This is a genomic window from Paenibacillus rigui (assembly GCF_002234615.1).
GTDB classification, from domain to species: Bacteria; Bacillota; Bacilli; order Paenibacillales; family NBRC-103111; genus Paenibacillus_S; species Paenibacillus_S rigui.
This window is the reverse complement of sequence record NZ_NMQW01000023.1, coordinates 280281-298500: the sequence shown is the minus strand read 5'-3', so window position 1 is coordinate 298500 and position 18220 is coordinate 280281. Positions and strand designations below refer to the sequence as shown.

Here is an 18220-nt window from a genome sequence, read left to right as displayed (position 1 = left end):
CAAGCCTCCACAACCGCCACAGTTTCGTGTGGGGCCAGGAGGCTTCGTTTGATCCGCCCATACAGCAGCGAGCATAAATATACAGCATCTGACTCAGGTTCAGCTTATACCAGTTTCAACAGCTGCTTTACTTTCACTTCCAGCTCGACCATAGAGAACGGCTTGTGCATATAAGCTTCGATCCCCAGCTCTAAGGCACGGGACACATCCTCTTCCCTGCTTCGGCCGGACAGCAGAAGCACCTGCAGCCCCTCTGCCCGGTTCGTTCGCGCTCCGAGCTTTTCCAGCACTTCAATGCCGTCCAGGCGAGGCATCACCCCATCCAATATACATAAATGGAAAAACTGCTGTGTCATTTTATCCAGCGCTTCCAGCCCGTCTGCGGCTTCGACAAAATCGATAGGCAGATGCTGAAGCTTGGAGATCAGAATCGAACGCAAAATACGATCATCGTCGGCAATCAGCACTTTCTTGCGTTGAAGTCCGGATTCAGGAGACGCAAGAATCGTTGTCGTCATCCCTTCTTCATATAGAAGCACCTGGTTTCGCCCGCTCTGCTTTGCCGTATACATAGCGCCGTCCGCCCGTTTGATCCAATCCTCGAGCTCCATTCCCTCCGACCATTCACACACGCCCGCGGAGAAAGTAATATAATAAGCTTGTCCCTCATACTGGGCCACAGGCTCCTTGTGTGCCTGCTGAAGAATGGCATGGATCGCTTTTTTTGCATCCACGGCGGACGTACCTGGGAGAACAACAACAAACTCCTCGCCGCCAAAACGGGCCAGCAGGTCGGTTGCCCGCAAATGCTTTTGCAGCATATGAGCCATGCCCTGCAGAACAATATCCCCCACATGGTGTCCGTGCTTATCATTAATACATTTAAACCGGTCAATATCGATAAACACCATAGAAATCGATGCAGGATAGCGGCTTACCCGCTTCAGCTCCACCTGGATTTGATGGTCGAAAAATCGGCGGTTATATACCCCGGTGAGGGGATCGCGAAATGCCATTTGTTCAAAATTTTTGGTCCGCTTCAGCAAGCTGTAAATCCGCGCACTTAATTCTTCATATTCAAAAGGCTTCGTTACATAGTCGTCGGCTCCCAAATAAAAGCATCGTATTTTATCATGAAGATCGTCCCGGCCGGATAAAACAACCAACGGTACCCATTTCAGGGTCGGGTCCTCTTTTACAAATTCAAATAAAGCATAACCGGATTGAGGATGCATCATCAAATCCAGTGTAATCAGTTCATACGAGTGCTCCCGAAGCAGCCTTTGGGCTCCTTCAACGGTAGAGGTATCGTCGACCTCATAGCCTTCCAGCCTCAGCCGCCTTACCAAATAAGACCGAAGCACATCATCGTCGTCGATAACCAGCAGCCGACTGCTGGAAGAATAGCCTGAAGTCTTGCTGCGGTGCTCTTGCTCTTCATCCAGCTCCAGCTCGTGCGAATAAACATCAAGCTCCATCGACAGCTGCCGGCGCAGTCCATCTCCGTTCAGCACACTTGCCTGGTATCGCTGAATAACAGAGGCGGCCGGAAGCGCCAATGCTTCGCTTTCTTGAATCCACTCCCATTGATGAACGAGCTTCTCGGCAACCGACCCGATTCGGACAAAGCCGAACATAGGAGCGCTGCCTTTTATCGTATGTACGATTCTATAAATTCGGTTCATCTCATCCAAGCCTATGAAAGACTCGGCCGGATTTAGTTGACATAAATCCTGCAGCTCCCTAAGCTGCTTGCGAAGCTCGGCCACAAACCGCTTACGGCCTTCTTTCATCAGCCTCGCTTCTTTCCTGATCCTTTCATCTTCCGATGACTGCCGCAACACACACTCACTTCCAGTCGGGTCAAATAATGAGTTAATTCGATTGTTGGATTAGCTGTTCCACGGTATCCATAAGCTGCAGCGGACTGAACGGCTTGACAATATACGTGGTCACCCCTGCTGCTCTGGCACGCTCTCTATCTTTCTCCAAGGCCTTGGCCGTAAGTAAAATGACAGGCTTATGCTGGTTCGGATTGGGCTGATTGCGCAGCCATTCGCATACCTCCACACCGGTGTGCTCAGGCATCATATAATCCAGGATGATCAAGTCATAGGATTGCGTCTGAATCAGCTCCAGCGCCTCCTTACCGTCTTCCGCTTCCGTAATGTCATATCCTTCGATAGCTAACGTTTCTGTTAACAGAAAGCGCAGCGTTGATTCATCATCAGCCAATAAAATACGATAGTTCGCCATCCCCGGATGTCTCCTTGTAGTCCAAATAAGTTTGCTCTATTATATCACTCTTTCAATTTTATCGGTTCAAAATCATGTATTTATAATACTTTAGAACTATGGTAAAATAATAGAAACGACGATATTTTAGGTAAATTTTATATAAAATGGACCCTTATGACTATTGAAAATAACTTTCAGGATGTGGCTTGCAGTGGAAAATTTCGAGATCTTATTTAAACGAGTGTCGAAGTGCGTTGTATTCGGCCAACCGGTAGCCTCCGGTTCCGTAGTGAACCAGCGAATTTCCGATCCGCGAATTCCCATGTCCGCCTGTTACATGTCTCTTAAAGTACAAAACGCGGAAGAGAATTATTACCATGAGGTATGGCTCAAGAAGGAAGGCCACTTCGCTATTACCGAGGCATGGTACCGGGACGCATCCGTCACGCGGAAATTGCTCCATGATAATGTCTGCTTTTCACAGCTGCAGCAGCTTTTCGGGGAAGAGGAAACCGCCTCGGTCGTGATGCGGATGACTGAAATCATCAAAAAATCCGAACGTGATGAATGGCAGAGGCAGATGCCAAGAAGGGCTTAAGCGAACGATGTTCGCTTAAGCTTTTTTATTTCTCAGGTAAGTACGCCAGCAGCCACCGGGAATGGGGGAGCAGCCACGCGCATCCGTCCATATGTATACCCAGCCCTCCCGCTCCTGCCGCTCGGCATCGCGGATCCAAACCCGCTCATAATCATTACAGCCTTCAGGCCCGTAATATTCCTCAAGCATGTCCATTTGCTCAAGTCCCGGCTCCGTCACCAAAAGCCATTCCCCTCTTACCCATTCATCCTCGACTGTCGGCACCAATGCAGGATACGGTCCATAATCCACCAGCCTGCCCCGAACCTTGCCGCCCTCCACTTTCATTACATAAGGTTCAGCAACCTGATGATTCATTTCTCCCACAAGCAGCGTTCCATAAACAAACACCCAAATCATAACAAGCCTCCTGTTAAAAATAACTCCCTTAGGCTAAGGATAGCACAGGCCGCAAAAACAGAACATGAGCCGACGAAGATGTGTCCGTAGCCAATCTTATTTTCTGCGCATAATCTACAATATCCATTCCTGCAGCACCGGTTTCGGAAAGGAGGAGTTGATCCTATGCTGAGTGCGGAAGACGCCAATAAAATCATTGCTTTTTTGTCGGCAGCCTACAGCTGTACCGATTCCCCAGAAGCCCAAGCCGAATTTCACCGGTTGGCGAACGAGCTTCGCAAAGCTTCCGGACAGCCGGAGGAATAATACCGGTTAACCGAAATCCTGCAATGCCACATCGAACGCCGCTTCCAAATAGGGAGCCGGCGTTTTTTTCATGTGCAGGCGGACTCACCTAAGGGCACCCGCCCTCATATAGTAAAATCAGTGATTTTGAATCAAAAAAATTTATATATTTTTCAAATCTCATATTGCCGATAATCTTAGTAGGATTTATAATAAGCACATAACTATTCAGAGCATTCAAATGCATGGGGTGGATCATATGGATTGGACAATTGCACTTATGGGGCTTTTTGTTGGCCTTCTCGTAGGTTTAACAGGGGTCGGAGGAGCCGCTTTACTGACACCGATCTTAGTCTTAGTGGGCATACAACCAACGGTAGCCGTCGCTACCGATTTATTTTACAACTCGATTACAAAGCTGTTCGGCAGCATTCAGCATTACCGTCAACGGACCATTCAGTTTAAGCTGGTGCTGTATTTGGCTATCGGCAGCGTGCCGAGTGCAATCCTGGCTATCTTGTTATTGGAGCTGTATCCGCCGCTTCACGCGATTCAAGAGACCATTATAAAGCATACCTTGGGTATCGTACTTATTGTTGTTGCCATCCTAAGCGTCGCAAAGCAGTGGTTCGGCCGTATGGAAGGCAGCCGCTTGCAAAATAAACCGCTGGAGCAAAAGATCTGGCTGACCATCGGGATCGGTGCAGCTCTCGGCTTTATCGTCGGGATGACTTCGATTGGCTCCGGTTCACTCTTTGCGATTGCGATGATGTTTTTCTTCCGGATGACGGCTGCGGAATTGGTCGGCACGGATATCGCCCATGCCTTTCTTCTGGTATCGGCCGCAGGCATCATGCATGCCGGATTCGGAAATATCGATTACGGCCTGGCGTTCAACCTGTTGCTGGGCTCAATCCCCGGCGTCCTCCTCGGCAGCGGCTTATCCGCCAAACTGCCCGCCAAACCGTTAAGAACACTCATGGCGGCGATCATACTTATCAGCGGTTTGAAGCTGATTTAAGGACGGTCCGCCGCACGACCCGTCAGGGTGCGCTCACCCTGACTCCCGCACCCTCCAGCCGACGGCGGATCGTCTCAGCAAAAGCAACCGCATGCGGTCCGTCACCGTGGATACAGACCGTATCCGCCTTCACACCGATCATACCGCCCTCTCTCGTTCTCACTTGGCCGACGCTCACCATCTGAATCACCTGTGCAGCTGCGGAATCCGCATCGTGCCACACGGCATCGGGCTCCGTTCTTGGCGTCAGTGTACCGTCGGAACGATAGGTTCGGTCCGCGAAGACCTCCTCAGCCGCCCTTAATCCACGATTTGCTGCCGCCCGGGTTAGCTGGCTGCCGGACAAGCCGTATAAGATCAGCTCCGGATCAACCTTGTACACGGCCTCTGCGATCGCCTCAGCCAAGTCCAACCGGACTGCCGCCATATTGTACAAAGCCCCGTGGGGCTTGACATGCCGCAGGACGCCCCCTTCCGACTTTACAAATCCAATCAACGCTCCGATCTGGTATACCACCATCTCATATGCTTCGTCCGCGGAAATCTGCATCGCCCGCCGGCCAAACCCCGCCAAATCCGGCAGTCCCGGGTGTGCGCCGATGGCTACACCGTGCTCGAGGCAAAGCCGAACCGTCCGCCGCATGACCGCGGCATCGCCGGCGTGAAACCCGCAGGCAATATTAGCCGAGGAAATATAGGGCATCAGGGCTTCATCCTGCCCAATTCGGTAAGGACCATAGCTTTCTCCCAAATCACAATTCAGGTCGATCCGAGCCGGCTTTCTCCGCTGCTCTTCGATGATACCGCTCATGCAGCTTCCCCCCATCGGTTTTATTCATTCCCAGCTCAAGCATATACGATAAGACACAGTTTAAACAACCGGTCCCCCCTGCCGCCGTGCAAGCCTATGCCCTAAGTGACCGTGCCATGACGGAAGGGGATGGGTGTTCCTTAAAAATAAAAAAAGCCTCTCGGCTTTTTTTAGGTCATTCCTTATATGAAAAGCCTGCCTGGGCCAGGCCGCCCCAAGTTAACGCTGGGCGGCGACGACCACGCGGGTTTTTACGATAATTTTACGGATGCTGTCCTCGGACAGATGGTATTTTTGAATGAGCTCGGTTACAGTCAAGCCGTTCTCATACAGTTTGAATATTTCATGGTTACGGCGCTGGATCGTTTGCCGGGTGCCGTTGTTCTCTCCCCAGCCTGCGCGCGTCTGTTCCTTCTTCGGGATATAGATAATCTCGCCCTGAATATAATCCTGCAATTGCTTCAGCAGGCTAGGGGGAAGAATATCCTTTCCGTTTTTGTACCCCATCGATGAAATCCTCCTTCCGTGCTTTACTTGCAAGCGACGTAGCGAAAGAGATAAGCATTTTCATCTTTACACCTCCTGAAAAGGTTATGAAGTGTGAGTTCAAAAGGACTTTTTGAACAACCTCTACAAACAACAAAAAAACACGATCAGCCGACTCGTGCCTGGGTGTCCGTATATGTCATGGTTTCATGTCAATGACGTCAGGTGACGGTGATGGAGAAAATGCTTATTCAATTCAGCCAAAACCCTTTTCTCATGATTGTGCCTTCATACATCGAACGCCACTCCTTTCGTCATAATTTCATGATTCCGATTACTTCCCAAATTATACCTTATGGACGGGTGCTATGTCCATCGTTTGTTAGAAATTAGGGGGAGGCCCTAAAGCCTCCCTCGTTTTATGGGATCTCTGCGATTAAGCAGAGATCACCTCCATTTGTGAAATCATTGTACCTGATCACTCCTTTCTTTGAGTGTTAGCTGGCCTGCTACATAACTATTAACTCATAAACAGGCCGGGCCTTCAAGCGAAAGAATCGTTATAACAAATTTATCCTCATCCGGACCGCCGCTTCCAGCTGTTGAAGCTGAAGCTCCTGCACAACAAAAAGGGCCTGCGCTTCTTCGAGGGTGATTTCGCTGAAACGCAGCGTACCGCCCGGCCGGACCTGAGCGGCCAGCGGCAAATCGACGGCGGCGAGCTGCGCGATCCGCGGGTAGCCGCCGGTGGTCTGGGCATCGGCCATCAGCACAATCGGCTGGCCGTCCGGCGGCACCTGAACCGTGCCCATCGTCACGGTTTCGGAGATCATCTCGAGCGGCTCCCGCAGCTCGAGCCGCTCGCCCTGCAGCCGGTAGCCCATGCGGTCCGACTGCGGGGCCACCGCGTAGGGCGTGGAGAGAAAGCTTTGCAGGCTCCCTCCTGCAAAGCTTTCCGCCTCACGCCCGCGAAGCACGCGCACCGCCGGGTGCTCCGCATACGGCGGACGCGCGCCCGGCGCGATCGCCCACGCAGCCGGGGCGATCGCGGCCTCCGGCGAAGCCGCAGCCAAGCGGGCTGCGAGCCGGGCGCCCGAGGCCGAGGGCGGACCGGCCTGCAGCCGATCCCCCGGCTGCAGCGCCCGCCCGGCGAAGCCGCCGAGCCGCGAGCGCACGTGCGTGCTGCGGCTGCCGAGCACGGCGGGCACCGCACAGCCGCCCGCCACGGCGAGGTACGCGCGCGCACCGCGGCGCGCGGAACCCAGGCGCAGCACGGTGCCGCTGCGCACGAGCACGGGCCGCCAGCCGGGCAGCGGCGGCCCCGCCTCTGCGGCGCGGGCGTCCAGCTCCGCGCCGCAGAGCGCAACGAGCGCGTCGCGGTGGAACGCCAGCGTCGCGCCCGTGAGCGTCAGCTCCAGCGCCGCGGCGTCCGGCGCGTTGGCGACCAGCAGGTTCGCCGCACGGAGGGCGAACCCGTCCATGGCTCCGCTGGTGACAACGCCGACACCGCGGTAGCCGAACCGGCCTTGATCCTGGACGGTGGTGAACAGTCCTGCCTTTAAGACCTCGATTGTCATCGGCGATCCTCCTCGGAAGGAAGCAGCGCTTTACCGCCGTGCTCCGCTTCCCGATGAAGCCTTTCAAAATCCGCTGCCCCGATCGGTTGAAAAAGAACGCGATCTCCGGAGCGGAATAACGCGGGAGGCTCCTGGTATGCATCGAACAATCGCACCGGCGTGCGGCCGATCAGCTGCCAACCGCCGGGAATCGCCTGCGGGTAAATGCCGGTCTGGACACCGGCAATACCGACGGAGCCGGCAGGCACCTTCAATCGAGGCTCGCTCCGGCGCGGAGCCGCCAAAGGCTGCGGCAGTCCTCCCATATAAGGAAAGCCAGGGACAAAGCCGATCATATGTACGATATACTCCACCGAGCAGTACAGCTCTATCGCTTGCCCGGAGGTCATACCAGCCTGCTCCGCAATCAACGCCAGATCAGGCCCATGCTCCCCGCCGAAGCAGACAGGAACAGTCAATCTGCGCTCGTGCCCTTCCCCTCTCTTCCCGCTTCCGGCGCCAGGCTCTTCCATTTCCCGCAGCCTGGTACGAATCCACTCGCATACGATTCGGTAAGGGGAACGAGGCTCCCCAGTCTGATCGCTGTCCGAGGGAGCGATCGCACCGACCCTCCCCGTCAAGCTCATTCGCTGCCGTTCTTCCCTGTAGAGCCGGAGCGGATCATAAAACACCGTGATCGTGCGATAAGCCCGAACCAGCTCTTGTACCGCTGAAAGGGTGCCTGACTCCAAAAGCCGCTGCGCTTCCGTGACCCGCTGCTGCATCGCTTCCGTAATTCCGCCTTCCCAGCGGATCACGACCGCCCTCTCCCCCAGAGGATACAGTTCATAACGGGCTTCCATCGTTTAAAACCCCTGCTTCTTCAGCCAATTGGCACATACATCCGTCCATGCCCGAACCTCCGGCAGGTCCTCCGCCAATCCGAGCCCATGTCGGCCGCTTTCAAATACATGCAGCTCAAAAGGCACCTTATTGCGGCTTAGAGCCGAAGCGAACAAAATGCTGTTCTCGACCGGAACCGATGCATCATCCGCCGTGTGCCACAAAAACGCCGGCGGGGTCTCCTCCGTCACCTGACGCTCGGTCGACATCAGCTCCAGAAGCGATGTGTCCGCTTCTTCGCCCAGCAGATTCACCTGCGAGCCTTTATGCGCGTCAGGTCCGAAGCTGATGACCGGGTAGCACAGGACGAGCAGATCGGGACGGCTGCTCTCACGCTCGATCGGGTCTTCCGCATCCGGACGGCCTTGGTCGAAGTGAACACCGGCCGAGGAGGCCAAATGCCCGCCCGCCGAAAATCCGAGGATGCCGACACGGCCAGGATCGACATTCCACTGCCGCGCTTGATTCCGCACCGTACGAATGGCGCGCTGCGCATCCATTAATGGATTCGGGTGTTTGTAAGGAGCTACGCGATAATGCACGACAAAAGCGGAAATGCCGAGCGAGTTCAACCATAAAGCTACCGGCTCTCCCTCATGGTTCGCTCTGCGGACGTAGCCTCCTCCCGGACATACGATAACCGCCGCTGCCGGTTCACTGCTTTGCACCAGGTAAGGGACTAAGGTAGGCATGTCCTCCTGAGCGTTCCCCAGGGCGTTCGGCGTCCCATTGGGCCATAATAAAAGACTCATTGTCTATTTCCTCCTCAAACGATTCTGTTTGCAGATAAGTAAGATTCAAAGCCCTGCTTAAATCATACTACAGGCTAAATCCGAGTTGCATCCTTTTTCAGGAAAAAGAGACGGCTTCCGCCTCTGATATGGCAAACCGCCCGGCCATCGTTTATAATTCCTCTTAACAGCCTATACCGAACAAGGATAACCGGCTTCGCCGTCTTTCAAGATGTGCGACCGCGTTCTATGGCGGGTTTGATCGCCAAATACCATTTTGACATCCGCTGACCCGCTGGAAAACAAAGGAGGCGCTAATAATGAAATTGCTGCAGGATACGGTACGTCGCGAGGGGATTGTACTGAACGATCAAGTGCTGAAAGTCGACGCGTTTCTTAACCATCAGATCGATCCGGCATTCATGCTGGCTGTCGGAAAGCAATTCGCGGACCTGTTCGCAGAGGAAGCGATTACCAAGGTCGTAACGATTGAATCGTCCGGCATCGCACCGGCCATGATGACAGCTATGCAGCTTCAGGTTCCTCTGCTGTTCGCGCGCAAACATAAGTCGCTGACGTTGACCAGCGATATTTATACGGAAACGGTCTATTCCTACACCAAGCAGGTAAGCAATGAAATTACTGTCTCCAAAAAATTTCTGCACCCCACGGACAATGTCCTCATTATCGATGACTTTTTGGCCAACGGAGAGGCCGCTTTCGGATTGGCCCGTATCGTCGAACAAGCCGAGGCCCGCGTTGCAGGCATCGGCATTGTGATTGAAAAGTCGTTCCAGCCCGGGCGGCAAAAGCTGCTGGATGCAGGCTACCGGGTAGAGTCCCTTGTACGAATCGCTTCTCTGGAGAAGGGACAAGTCACTTTCGTTGAAAACAATGTCATGCAGCCTTAGCCTGTGTGACAGAAAGCGTCTGGTGAGCATACCTCACGGGTCGCTTCAGCGGGGCTTGCCGGCCCCTTCCCCCCGCTTCTCCATCTTTTTTCTACAGTCGGATACGAATCAGTAAGACCGGCGCGGCAGCTGGCACATTACAATTCGGTTTACCGGATTCAAATATGCCCCTGCTGCTTATTGACCGTCCTTCGCCAGGATCCCCCCGAGCTTCTCAATGAGAAATGCATTCTCCTCCTGCGTGCCTACAGATATTCTTACGTGCCCGGGTAGTCCCCAACCGACTCCGTACCGGACAATGACCCCTTCTTGCATTAAACGTTCATAGATCGTCTGCGCATCCGGTCCAAGCTCAACCAATATAAAATTCGCCATGCTTTCCGTATAACGAAGGCCGAACCTTCGAAACGCCCCATACAGCTGCTCCCGGCCCGCCGCATTCAGCTTCCGGGATTTGTCCACGTGCTCCTTATCCGCTATGGCCGCCGCGGCTCCGACCTGTGCCAGAGCATTGACGTTGAAGGGCTCCTTCACTTTATATATTTGACTGACCAGCTCCACGGACGCCGCCCCAAAGCCAACGCGTATGCCGGCCAGGCCGTATATTTTGGAAAAGGTTTGGAGCACGATGATAGGGTATCCCGCACGGACGAACTCCAGCCCGTCCGTATAATCCTCCGCAGACGCGAAATGAGTGTAGGCTGCATCGAACAACACCAGCACCCGCTTCGGCAGCGCATCGAGCAGACGCTTGAGGTCTTCTTTGCCCAGGTAAGTTCCCGTCGGATTGTTGGGCGAACAAATACATACAAGCTTGGTACGCTCCGTTACCGAAGACAGAATAGCGGATATGTCGTAACTGTAATCATCGTTCAATGGAACGCTGACGGTGCTGGCCCCCATCAAGGTAGCTCCAAATTCATATTCGCTAAAAGTTGGCGATGGGACGACGATTTCATCCCCCGCCTCGAGGAACGTCTCCGCAACGAGAGTAATTAGCTCGTCGCCTCCGTTTGTCACGATCAGCTGCTGCGGCTGCAGGTTTAATTGTGCGGCAAGGGCCTGATTCAACAGCTTTGCGCCCGCATCGGGATAACGGTTTAGCTCCGGAAGAAACGCCGCTAGCGCCTCCAGTGCCTTGGGCGATGGGCCCAACGGATTCTCATTGGAGGCCAGCTTAACGACATAGTCAATACCTAATTCCTGCTGTACTTCCCAGATGGGCTTGCCGGGTGAATAAGGCTTCATTTGCTGTAATATTTTGCGGCCCTGCACTTGGATTTCGTCGATCATCGTTCCCTCTCCCAACCATTGAAATTTTACTGCGATAATTAGATGATACATTAACGCATTAATTAAGTAAAGTATAAATTCATTTTCCTACCATCCATCTATTGTATGGCAGCTTGTAGAGACGCAAAAAGGAGCCGCATACGCAGCTCCTTCTCAGTAACGCTCTTTAATTGAACGTACATCTACTTTCAATGCGGCTAGCTGTTCCAGACAACTTCCCAGTTCGCGTTGAGCGATGCTTCGATCGTTCCCCGCTCCATGATGTAGCTGGCCAGCAGCTCCGCCATATCCGTAGGAATATCGCGCACGACCGGCTTGCTCTGGAACATCGTATAATTGCCTCCGCCGGCAGCGCGGTAGTTGTTCATTACCACGTCGTACTCAGCGTTCAGATCCAGCGTTTCCCCCTCATAGTCCAGCTGTACGACACGCTGTCCCTCCGGCAGGGATATGTTCAGCTTATATTGAATGCCTTCCCACATATCATAATTATAATGCTGCGGCTTCGGTTCACTGAACGATGGATTAACCCTCACCGGACCTTCACCCGTGTACGTCGCAAAATACGATGCCGAACGCTCCAGCGCATCCTTAATGTCCTGACCGCTAATCCGAATCACCTGCAATGTATTCGGATAAATATAATTGGATACGATATCCCGCATCGTAATGTCCGAAGGGAAGCCCGGGGACACATTGTCGAACAAAGCCGTATTGGAGATCCGGGCACCGGATATGTCCATCTGTACTTTATTAATGAATTCAATGAGCGGGTGCTCCTTCAGCCGGACGGCCATCGGGTCGGTGATCTGCATATCGCCGAGGAGCTTGCCGATCGGCGTATCCAGCCATGCCTGGGTTAACGCCTCATCCTCGGAGACTAGCTCCACGATGGATGCGGCCGTATCCTGCCCCTCCGGCGACAGGAGCTCGGAGCTTTTGTTCAGCACGACAAAGCGGCCGTCACGGCGCTCAAGCTCCAGCTGCACTTTGCCAAGCTTCGTCCCCTGGCTGCCCGGCTGAACAACGGTCACTCCATTGACTTCCCGGGCTATCGTCCGATGCTGATGGCCGGTCAACAGCACATCGATCCCTTCCACCTCGGTACACAAGGCATAGCCTACATTCTCACCGGTCAAAGGCTCTGTAGGTTCTCCTGTCTGCAAATCCCGTTCGAAGCCGCCATGGTACGAAACAACCATCACATCGGGCTTCTCTTCACGGCGTATCTTCGACACCCATTTGGCTGCCGACTCCAGGGCATGCTCAAAACGAAGCCCGGCAATATGCTCCGGCTTCTCCCAATGAGGAATGTAATGGGTTGTCAAGCCAAGCACCGCAACCCTCACCCCTTCGGGCGATGTAAAGATGCGATAGGGACTTCCGAAGACCGGCTCGCCGGTCGCCTCATCCACAATATTGGCGCAAAGCCACGGAAACCGGGATTCCCGCACCGCTTTGTTCAATATATCCATCCCATAATTAAATTCATGGTTGCCGATAACCGCGCCGTCGTAGCCTGTTTCATTCAGGCAGCGGATCATCGGATTCGGAGCATCGGCATTCAGCTTCGCATGGTGATAAGCCAGCGGTGTCCCCTGAATCAAATCCCCATTGTCCATCACAAGCACATAACCATTATGGTTCCGTTCCTGCTCGATAAGTGAAGCAATCTTGGCAAATCCGGATTGCGTCGGCCCATTATTTGCATACTGTATCGGCAGCAGTGCTCCATGGATATCACTGGTTTGTAATATCGTAAGCTTACATCTGTCGTTATTTTCCATCTATAATCATCTCCAGCCTGAACTTTTTCCAATATTAAGCATGACTCCTGTGCTTCCACTATAGCAAAAATAGGTCCACACGTTCAATGAAAGCTATCATTCGCTAATAAATTAATCTTTACATGCTATTTTCATAATTTATTTACTGTTGATTTGGGTATTATGTGCTATAGTAGATGTTGGATGAGATACCATATTTAACAGGAGGTCAAAAACATGTTAAAAAAGCTTACAACCATCAGTCTTTCTCTTTTGCTGACAGCAGGTATCGCAGCAGGCTGTGCCAAGAAAGCTGAGCCTACTCCGGCTGCACCGGCTCCGGCAGACAAAAAACAGGAGACAGCCAAAGGGTACGTACCTAAGGAATTGAAAGTTCAATTCGTACCTTCTCAAAGCGCAGAAACACTGGAAGCGAAAGCGAAACCGCTTGAGAAGCTGCTTGGCGACAAGCTGGGCATTCCGGTGAAAGTATCCGTATCCACTAACTACAACACAGTTATCGAGGCTATGGCTTCCAAGCAAGTTGATATCGGCTTCCTGCCTCCGAATGCTTATGTTCTGGCGCATGACGAGAAGAAAGCGGCTGACCTTTTGCTGCAAGCACAACGCTACGGTATTGAAGATGCAACAGGTAAAGATACCAAAGATCTTGTTGACTTCTATAAAGCAATGATTATCGTCAAAGCAGATTCCCCGATTAAAGATATTAAAGATTTGAAAGGTAAAAAGATCGCATGGCAGGGCGTTACTTCCTCCGCGGGTTATGTATGGCCTGCAAGCGAGATGAAGAAAGCCGGCATCGATCCTGAGAAGGATGTAACAGGTATCGAAGTTAAAGGCCATGACAAAGGCGTATTGGCTGTTCTGAATGGCCAAGTGGATGCGGCTGCCGTGTTCCAGGATGCTCGTAATACCGTTGTTAAAGATGTACCGGATGTATTCTCCAAAACCCGCGTATTGGCATATACCGCTCCTATTCCTAACGATACCATCACGGTTCGTAATGATATGGATCAAGCTTGGAGAGACAAAATCTCTCAAGCCTTTATGGACATTAACAAAGACCCTGAAGGTGCTAAAATTATTTTTGACGTATACTCCCACCGCGGTTACATGAAATCCGACGACAAGAAATTTGATGTCGTTCGTGAATATTCCAAACTGGTTGGACAAAAGTAAGTTAAGCTGTGTTAGCTGACAAGCCTCCCCTGAACGGGGAGGTTTTTTATTTTCGGGAAAAGCCGATAGGGGGTAAACATGGTATGCTGCTTGAACATGTAGTAAGAAAAGGAGCTGCCGCAGCAGCTCCTTTGTCACTTTTATGGACTTTACACATCAACTTGTGGTGTCGTGTTCAGATCGTAGTTTATCCGGGTCCTCCAGATTTTTGAAAAATTTGATTTTATCATCGATTTTCTCCAGTGTCTTTTCAAGGCTCTTTACTTGATCGACAACTTTACTGCGATAACTTTCCATGAATTCTCGTCGGGCTGTTATTGTGGAGACTTCACTATTGTGCAAGGCGATAAACTCCTGCATCTCCCGGATGGGCATCCCCATCGCTCGAAAGTAACTTAAAACCTGGAACCATACAATATCGGACTCTGAATACTCGCGATATCCATTTTCATCCCGTACGATACCGTCAATTAAACCTATTTGCTCATAGTATCGCAATGTGTGGATGCTCAATCCAGTCTTGTCGGAAACTTGTTTGCTCGAAAAAGTATTTTCCATTTTTCTATTATAACATTGATTCGAACTGTATTGCTATCGAGTGCACTCTATACTTTATCATTTCATTTGAGCACCCTGCACTGATTCCGGACCTCGAAAAGGGTCACTATTTTATTAGTTGAACGCTCATCCAATAAGGAGGTATAAAACATGTCATTGCAAAACCATCGTGCTGTCATCATAGGCGGTACTTCGGGTATTGGCCTGGCGGTCGCAAAATCACTCCTCACTCAAGGCGCTCAAATCATCGTCGCCAGCCGGTCACAAATCAAAGTAGATGAGGCGAAGAAGGAGTTGGGTCAGGAGGCGCAAGGGCTCGTACTTGATTTCCGGGATGAAAGCCAGACGAAACAATTCTTTGAGAGCTTGGGACCCTTCGAGCACCTCGTCGTTACGGCCGCCGGAGATTCGGCCATGACTCCCTTTAATGCTTTGCCCATCGATACGGCAAGGGCAGCCTTTGATAGCAAGTTCTGGGGACAATACTTGACCGTGAAAGCCGCATTGCCTTTCATCAAGAAGTCCGGGTCAATCACGTTGACCTCCGGTACATTTAGCATACGCCCGGCACAAGGCACCTCGACGGTGGCTGCGATCAACTCAGCAATTGAAGGGCTTGTTCGTGGCTTAGCGGTGGACTTGGCGCCGATTCGAATCAACGCCGTATCGCCGGGTGTAGTGGATACACCCATATTTAGTGGGATGGACGAGGAAAGTCGCGAAGCGATGTTTCAAGCGATTGCTCAGTCAATGTTGCTGAAGCATATTGCAAAGCCTGAGGAAATTGCCGAGGCCTATGTGTACTTGGCTAAAAATACATTTACGACTGGATCTGTCATTCATGTCGAGGGTGGCGCAATCCTTTCATAATCCTACTCGTCAAATGTATTAATCGCTCAAGTTGTACTGGAACATTGAGATTTTTATCCCGCTTACGGAAGCGATACTTCAAAAATACAGCGACAGACTTGGACTTTTTCTCGTCCAAGTCTGTCGCTGTTACGATTTCTGGGGCCAGTCTAAATCTAAATCTCTATTTTCATTACGCTTTATACCAGACGCTTGCGAATGGCTGAGGAAATATAGTCGATGATCGTAACCATCACGATAATTCCCAGCAATATAATACCGACACGATTCCATGCCCGGGCTTCCAAGGCGAAGATGAGCGGGGTACCGATCCCCCCGGCCCCAATCAAGCCAAGAATCGACGCGGAGCGGATGTTGATCTCGAAGCGGTACATCGCGAACGACAGGAAATGCGGAATCACCTGTGGAATGACGGCAAACCACAGGACCTGAAGCCTGTTGGCGCCACAGGCGACCAATGCTTCGGTGGGACCCAGATCCAGGTTTTCGATCGCCTCGGAGTACAGCTTGCCGAGCATCCCGATGGAATGCAGTCCAAGCGCCAATACCCCTGCATAGGAGCCGGGACCTACAGCTTTTATAAAGATGATTGCCATAATGATTTCCGGAAATGTCCGGATCAGACTGAGAACGAATTTTCCCGAAGCCGGAACGGATTTGAAGCGGCTCATATTGTTCGCAGCCCAGAAGGCAAACGGAATACAAATGATAGCGGAAATCACCGTACCTAGAATGGAAATGGCCAATGTCTCAAGCAATCCCCGGAGCAAATCCTCGCCCTCCGGAAGATACACATAGCCCCAATCGGGATGAAGCAAGCCTTTCACAATGGTCGTGAAATCCCGGCCGGCATTTTCCGTGAACCCTTCCAGCTTCAGGCCGGTAACCGACCAGTAGTACACCAAGACGATAAGAACGGCAATGACCCAAAAACGGATACGAGAGGATGTATTTGTCATAGCAGCTTCTCCCTGACTTTCGTGCTGACATAATCAATAACAAGAACAATAGCCAGCGTTAAAATAATAATAAGCGAAGATCTGTCATAACGGAACTGCTGCAAGGTGCGGTCCAGGAATAGACCGATCCCGCCAGCGCCTACCAAGCCGAGTACGGCAGCGGCTCTAATATTGACTTCAAAGGTATACAAGAAGAAGGCCATATATTGGGCCGCCACCTGCGGGAGCACTCCGAAGTGGATCCACTGCCATTTGTTGGCGCCTACAGCCGTCATTGCCTCCAGCGGTCCCGGATCAATAGCTTCAATAGCCTCGAACGTCAGCTTGGCTACGAGACCGAAGGCGAAGAAAGCCAAAGCCATAACCCCCGGCATAGCCCCGATGCCGAAGATCGCAACGAAAAAAGCCGCAAACAACAGCTCAGGGATCGTGCGAATCAGGTTCAGGATGATCCGGGCCGGATGATAAATCCAAGGCGATCTGGACACATTTCCCGCAGCCAGCAGCGCGACAGGAATAGCAGCGATCCCGCCGATCGTCGTACCGATAATGGCCATTTGCACGGTCTCCACCATCGGCTTCCACACGACATCGATGTAGCTCCAGTCCGGAGGAACCATTTCTTTGAGAAGCTTGCCCATCTCAGGCATGCCGGTCATTAACGTAGAAAGCGAAGCATCGGTTTTCGCACCGCTCCACCAAAGCAGTACTAGGATTAACAGCGTCGTCATGTAAGACTTGGTGTTAGACGGCTTCTCCAGCTTCTTGCGTTGTTCGGAAGCTGTCATCAGGCATCCACCCCCAGCAGCTCGTCTCTCTTAATCGCACGTCCGTAAATTTCGGAAAATTTCTCATCCGTCGCTTCTTCCACGGGTCCGTCAAATACGACCTGCCCCGCACGCAAGCCAATAATTCGCGTCGCATATTCACGCGCCAAATCGATAAAGTGCAGGTTTACAATCGTTGTAATCCCCAGCTCCTGATTGATCCGCTTCAGATCGTCCATAACCTGGCGGGTCGTCAACGGGTCAAGGGAAGCGACCGGCTCATCCGCAAGAATGATTTTAGCCTCCTGCGCCAATGCCCGGGCAATGGAAACGCGCTGCTGCTGGCCTCCGGACAGCTCGTCAGCACGCGAATACGCTTTTTCCCGAATATTGACGCGCTCCAGCGCCTTCAGACACAGCTCAATGTCTTCTTTGGGGAAAAGACCGAGAAGCGTTGTGAGGGTCGAGTGGTAGCCTACGCGCCCGGAAAGCACATTGCGCAGAACGGATACGCGCTTCACGAGATTAAAGCTCTGAAAGATCATGCCGATATCCCGGCGCATCCGGCGCAGCTCGGCTCCTCTGGCAGCCGTGATGGACTTGCCGTCGATCTTAATGTGACCATCGGTTATTTCGTGCAAACGATTGATCGACCTCAGGAGTGTTGATTTTCCGGCACCGGACAATCCTACGATGACGACGAATTCTCCCGGCTGAATGGTCAAATTTATGTTGTTTAGGCCCACGGTACCATTGGGATAAACTTTGGAAACTTTTTCAAATTGAATCATAGGCTTACGGTTCCCCTTTTAAATAAATTGCCTGGCAAACGTAATGATTCGACATCAATCGTGTTATTCCTTTTTCC

Annotated in this window: 20 protein-coding genes; 6 read left to right on the top strand and 14 right to left on the bottom strand. The window is 52.1% G+C overall.

Features of this window, described 5'->3' with window-relative positions; all coding sequences use genetic code 11:
- Positions 1 to 104: 104 nt before the first annotated feature.
- Entirely contained in the window at positions 105 to 1793 is a 1689-nt protein-coding gene (locus CF651_RS17165) for a diguanylate cyclase (RefSeq protein ID WP_094016134.1), read from the bottom strand.
- Between the two features lie 82 nt (positions 1794 to 1875).
- A complete protein-coding gene (locus CF651_RS17160; RefSeq protein ID WP_094016081.1) occupies positions 1876 to 2256 on the bottom strand; it encodes a response regulator in 381 nt (126 codons plus the stop codon).
- A 193-nt stretch (positions 2257 to 2449) separates the two neighbouring features.
- Here CF651_RS17160 and CF651_RS17155 point away from each other — a divergent pair, with 193 nt between their 5' ends.
- Positions 2450 to 2836, top strand: coding sequence for a hypothetical protein (locus tag CF651_RS17155; RefSeq protein WP_245855972.1), 387 nt, complete (start codon positions 2450 to 2452; stop codon positions 2834 to 2836).
- Positions 2837 to 2851: 15 nt separating this feature from the next.
- Here the strand turns inward: CF651_RS17155 and CF651_RS17150 are convergent, their stop codons facing one another.
- The gene (locus CF651_RS17150) at positions 2852 to 3235 is read right to left on the bottom strand and encodes a gamma-glutamylcyclotransferase family protein (RefSeq protein WP_094016079.1); all 384 of its coding nucleotides are present in this window, start codon (positions 3233 to 3235) and stop codon (positions 2852 to 2854) included.
- A 165-nt stretch (positions 3236 to 3400) separates the two neighbouring features.
- Between CF651_RS17150 and CF651_RS17145 the strand changes: the two genes are divergently transcribed.
- Positions 3401 to 3541 carry an N-acetylmuramoyl-L-alanine amidase gene (locus tag CF651_RS17145; RefSeq protein ID WP_094016078.1) on the top strand — a complete coding sequence of 47 codons (141 nt, stop codon included), beginning with the start codon at positions 3401 to 3403 and terminating at the stop codon, positions 3539 to 3541.
- A gap of 238 nt (positions 3542 to 3779) precedes the next feature.
- The gene (locus CF651_RS17140; protein ID WP_094016077.1) at positions 3780 to 4541 is read left to right on the top strand and encodes a sulfite exporter TauE/SafE family protein; all 762 of its coding nucleotides are present in this window, start codon (positions 3780 to 3782) and stop codon (positions 4539 to 4541) included.
- Between the two features lie 22 nt (positions 4542 to 4563).
- Here the strand turns inward: CF651_RS17140 and CF651_RS17135 are convergent, their stop codons facing one another.
- The 5 genes from CF651_RS17135 to CF651_RS17115 form a co-directional block, all read right to left on the bottom strand.
- Positions 4564 to 5352, bottom strand: a complete 789-nt coding sequence (locus CF651_RS17135; protein ID WP_094016076.1) for a LamB/YcsF family protein — start codon at positions 5350 to 5352, stop codon at positions 4564 to 4566.
- Between the two features lie 219 nt (positions 5353 to 5571).
- Positions 5572 to 5859, bottom strand: coding sequence for a CD3324 family protein (locus tag CF651_RS17130; RefSeq protein ID WP_094016075.1), 288 nt, complete (start codon positions 5857 to 5859; stop codon positions 5572 to 5574).
- Between the two features lie 539 nt (positions 5860 to 6398).
- Positions 6399 to 7415, bottom strand: coding sequence for a 5-oxoprolinase subunit C family protein (locus CF651_RS17125; RefSeq protein WP_094016074.1), 1017 nt, complete (start codon positions 7413 to 7415; stop codon positions 6399 to 6401).
- Positions 7412 to 8257 carry a 5-oxoprolinase subunit PxpB gene (gene pxpB / locus CF651_RS17120; RefSeq protein WP_094016073.1) on the bottom strand — a complete coding sequence of 282 codons (846 nt, stop codon included), beginning with the start codon at positions 8255 to 8257 and terminating at the stop codon, positions 7412 to 7414. The genes CF651_RS17125 and pxpB overlap by 4 nt, the downstream gene beginning before the upstream one ends.
- 3 nt (positions 8258 to 8260) lie before the next feature.
- Positions 8261 to 9049, bottom strand: a complete 789-nt coding sequence (locus CF651_RS17115) for an alpha/beta hydrolase (RefSeq protein WP_094016072.1) — start codon at positions 9047 to 9049, stop codon at positions 8261 to 8263.
- A gap of 299 nt (positions 9050 to 9348) precedes the next feature.
- On the opposite strand from CF651_RS17115, the gene CF651_RS17110 reads away from it, so the two are divergent.
- Positions 9349 to 9939 (top strand): xanthine phosphoribosyltransferase, encoded by a 591-nt coding sequence (locus tag CF651_RS17110; protein WP_094016071.1) that lies wholly within the window; start codon positions 9349 to 9351, stop codon positions 9937 to 9939.
- 177 nt (positions 9940 to 10116) lie between these two features.
- Here the strand turns inward: CF651_RS17110 and hisC are convergent, their stop codons facing one another.
- Together hisC and CF651_RS17100 are read right to left on the bottom strand one after the other, a co-directional pair.
- Positions 10117 to 11232 (bottom strand): histidinol-phosphate transaminase, encoded by a 1116-nt coding sequence (gene hisC, locus CF651_RS17105; RefSeq protein WP_094016070.1) that lies wholly within the window; start codon positions 11230 to 11232, stop codon positions 10117 to 10119.
- Between the two features lie 197 nt (positions 11233 to 11429).
- Entirely contained in the window at positions 11430 to 13019 is a 1590-nt protein-coding gene (locus CF651_RS17100) for a bifunctional metallophosphatase/5'-nucleotidase (RefSeq protein ID WP_094016069.1), read from the bottom strand.
- Between the two features lie 216 nt (positions 13020 to 13235).
- Between CF651_RS17100 and CF651_RS17095 the strand changes: the two genes are divergently transcribed.
- Positions 13236 to 14198: a phosphate/phosphite/phosphonate ABC transporter substrate-binding protein gene (locus tag CF651_RS17095; RefSeq protein WP_094016068.1), complete on the top strand. Its 963-nt coding sequence runs from the start codon at positions 13236 to 13238 to the stop codon at positions 14196 to 14198.
- Positions 14199 to 14354: 156 nt separating this feature from the next.
- On the opposite strand, the gene CF651_RS17090 is transcribed toward CF651_RS17095, so the two are convergent.
- Positions 14355 to 14756 carry a MerR family transcriptional regulator gene (locus CF651_RS17090; protein ID WP_094016067.1) on the bottom strand — a complete coding sequence of 134 codons (402 nt, stop codon included), beginning with the start codon at positions 14754 to 14756 and terminating at the stop codon, positions 14355 to 14357.
- A 150-nt stretch (positions 14757 to 14906) separates the two neighbouring features.
- Between CF651_RS17090 and CF651_RS17085 the strand changes: the two genes are divergently transcribed.
- Positions 14907 to 15626 carry an SDR family oxidoreductase gene (locus CF651_RS17085; protein ID WP_094016066.1) on the top strand — a complete coding sequence of 240 codons (720 nt, stop codon included), beginning with the start codon at positions 14907 to 14909 and terminating at the stop codon, positions 15624 to 15626.
- 179 nt (positions 15627 to 15805) lie between these two features.
- Here CF651_RS17085 and phnE (CF651_RS17080) read toward each other — a convergent pair whose 3' ends face one another.
- From phnE (CF651_RS17080) to phnC, 3 genes are read right to left on the bottom strand one after another with little or no spacing between them, the layout of a single operon-like run.
- On the bottom strand, positions 15806 to 16585 hold the full coding sequence (gene phnE / locus CF651_RS17080; RefSeq protein ID WP_094016065.1) for a phosphonate ABC transporter, permease protein PhnE: 780 nt from the start codon (positions 16583 to 16585) through the stop codon (positions 15806 to 15808).
- Entirely contained in the window at positions 16582 to 17373 is a 792-nt protein-coding gene (gene phnE / locus CF651_RS17075; protein ID WP_094016064.1) for a phosphonate ABC transporter, permease protein PhnE, read from the bottom strand. Before phnE (CF651_RS17075) ends, phnE (CF651_RS17080) begins: the two co-directional genes overlap by 4 nt.
- Positions 17373 to 18143 carry a phosphonate ABC transporter ATP-binding protein gene (gene phnC / locus CF651_RS17070; protein ID WP_094016063.1) on the bottom strand — a complete coding sequence of 257 codons (771 nt, stop codon included), beginning with the start codon at positions 18141 to 18143 and terminating at the stop codon, positions 17373 to 17375. Before phnC ends, phnE (CF651_RS17075) begins: the two co-directional genes overlap by 1 nt.
- Positions 18144 to 18220 lie beyond the last annotated feature (77 nt).

What these genes read in the sequence shown, in the direction of transcription:
- CF651_RS17165 (WP_094016134.1), bottom strand. Translation starts at nt 1,793, where the DNA reads ATGAAAGAAGGCCGTAAGCGGTTTGTGGCCGAGCTTCGCAAGCAGCTT.
- CF651_RS17160 (WP_094016081.1), bottom strand. Translation starts at nt 2,256, where the DNA reads ATGGCGAACTATCGTATTTTATTGGCTGATGATGAATCAACGCTGCGC.
- CF651_RS17150 (WP_094016079.1), bottom strand. Translation starts at nt 3,235, where the DNA reads ATGATTTGGGTGTTTGTTTATGGAACGCTGCTTGTGGGAGAAATGAAT.
- CF651_RS17145 (WP_094016078.1), top strand. Translation starts at nt 3,401, where the DNA reads ATGCTGAGTGCGGAAGACGCCAATAAAATCATTGCTTTTTTGTCGGCA.
- CF651_RS17140 (WP_094016077.1), top strand. Translation starts at nt 3,780, where the DNA reads ATGGATTGGACAATTGCACTTATGGGGCTTTTTGTTGGCCTTCTCGTA.
- CF651_RS17135 (WP_094016076.1), bottom strand. Translation starts at nt 5,352, where the DNA reads ATGAGCGGTATCATCGAAGAGCAGCGGAGAAAGCCGGCTCGGATCGAC.
- CF651_RS17130 (WP_094016075.1), bottom strand. Translation starts at nt 5,859, where the DNA reads ATGGGGTACAAAAACGGAAAGGATATTCTTCCCCCTAGCCTGCTGAAG.
- CF651_RS17125 (WP_094016074.1), bottom strand. Translation starts at nt 7,415, where the DNA reads ATGACAATCGAGGTCTTAAAGGCAGGACTGTTCACCACCGTCCAGGAT.
- pxpB (WP_094016073.1), bottom strand. Translation starts at nt 8,257, where the DNA reads ATGGAAGCCCGTTATGAACTGTATCCTCTGGGGGAGAGGGCGGTCGTG.
- CF651_RS17115 (WP_094016072.1), bottom strand. Translation starts at nt 9,049, where the DNA reads ATGAGTCTTTTATTATGGCCCAATGGGACGCCGAACGCCCTGGGGAAC.
- CF651_RS17110 (WP_094016071.1), top strand. Translation starts at nt 9,349, where the DNA reads ATGAAATTGCTGCAGGATACGGTACGTCGCGAGGGGATTGTACTGAAC.
- hisC (WP_094016070.1), bottom strand. Translation starts at nt 11,232, where the DNA reads ATGATCGACGAAATCCAAGTGCAGGGCCGCAAAATATTACAGCAAATG.
- CF651_RS17100 (WP_094016069.1), bottom strand. Translation starts at nt 13,019, where the DNA reads ATGGAAAATAACGACAGATGTAAGCTTACGATATTACAAACCAGTGAT.
- CF651_RS17095 (WP_094016068.1), top strand. Translation starts at nt 13,236, where the DNA reads ATGTTAAAAAAGCTTACAACCATCAGTCTTTCTCTTTTGCTGACAGCA.
- CF651_RS17090 (WP_094016067.1), bottom strand. Translation starts at nt 14,756, where the DNA reads ATGGAAAATACTTTTTCGAGCAAACAAGTTTCCGACAAGACTGGATTG.
- CF651_RS17085 (WP_094016066.1), top strand. Translation starts at nt 14,907, where the DNA reads ATGTCATTGCAAAACCATCGTGCTGTCATCATAGGCGGTACTTCGGGT.
- phnE (WP_094016065.1), bottom strand. Translation starts at nt 16,585, where the DNA reads ATGACAAATACATCCTCTCGTATCCGTTTTTGGGTCATTGCCGTTCTT.
- phnE (WP_094016064.1), bottom strand. Translation starts at nt 17,373, where the DNA reads ATGACAGCTTCCGAACAACGCAAGAAGCTGGAGAAGCCGTCTAACACC.
- phnC (WP_094016063.1), bottom strand. Translation starts at nt 18,143, where the DNA reads ATGATTCAATTTGAAAAAGTTTCCAAAGTTTATCCCAATGGTACCGTG.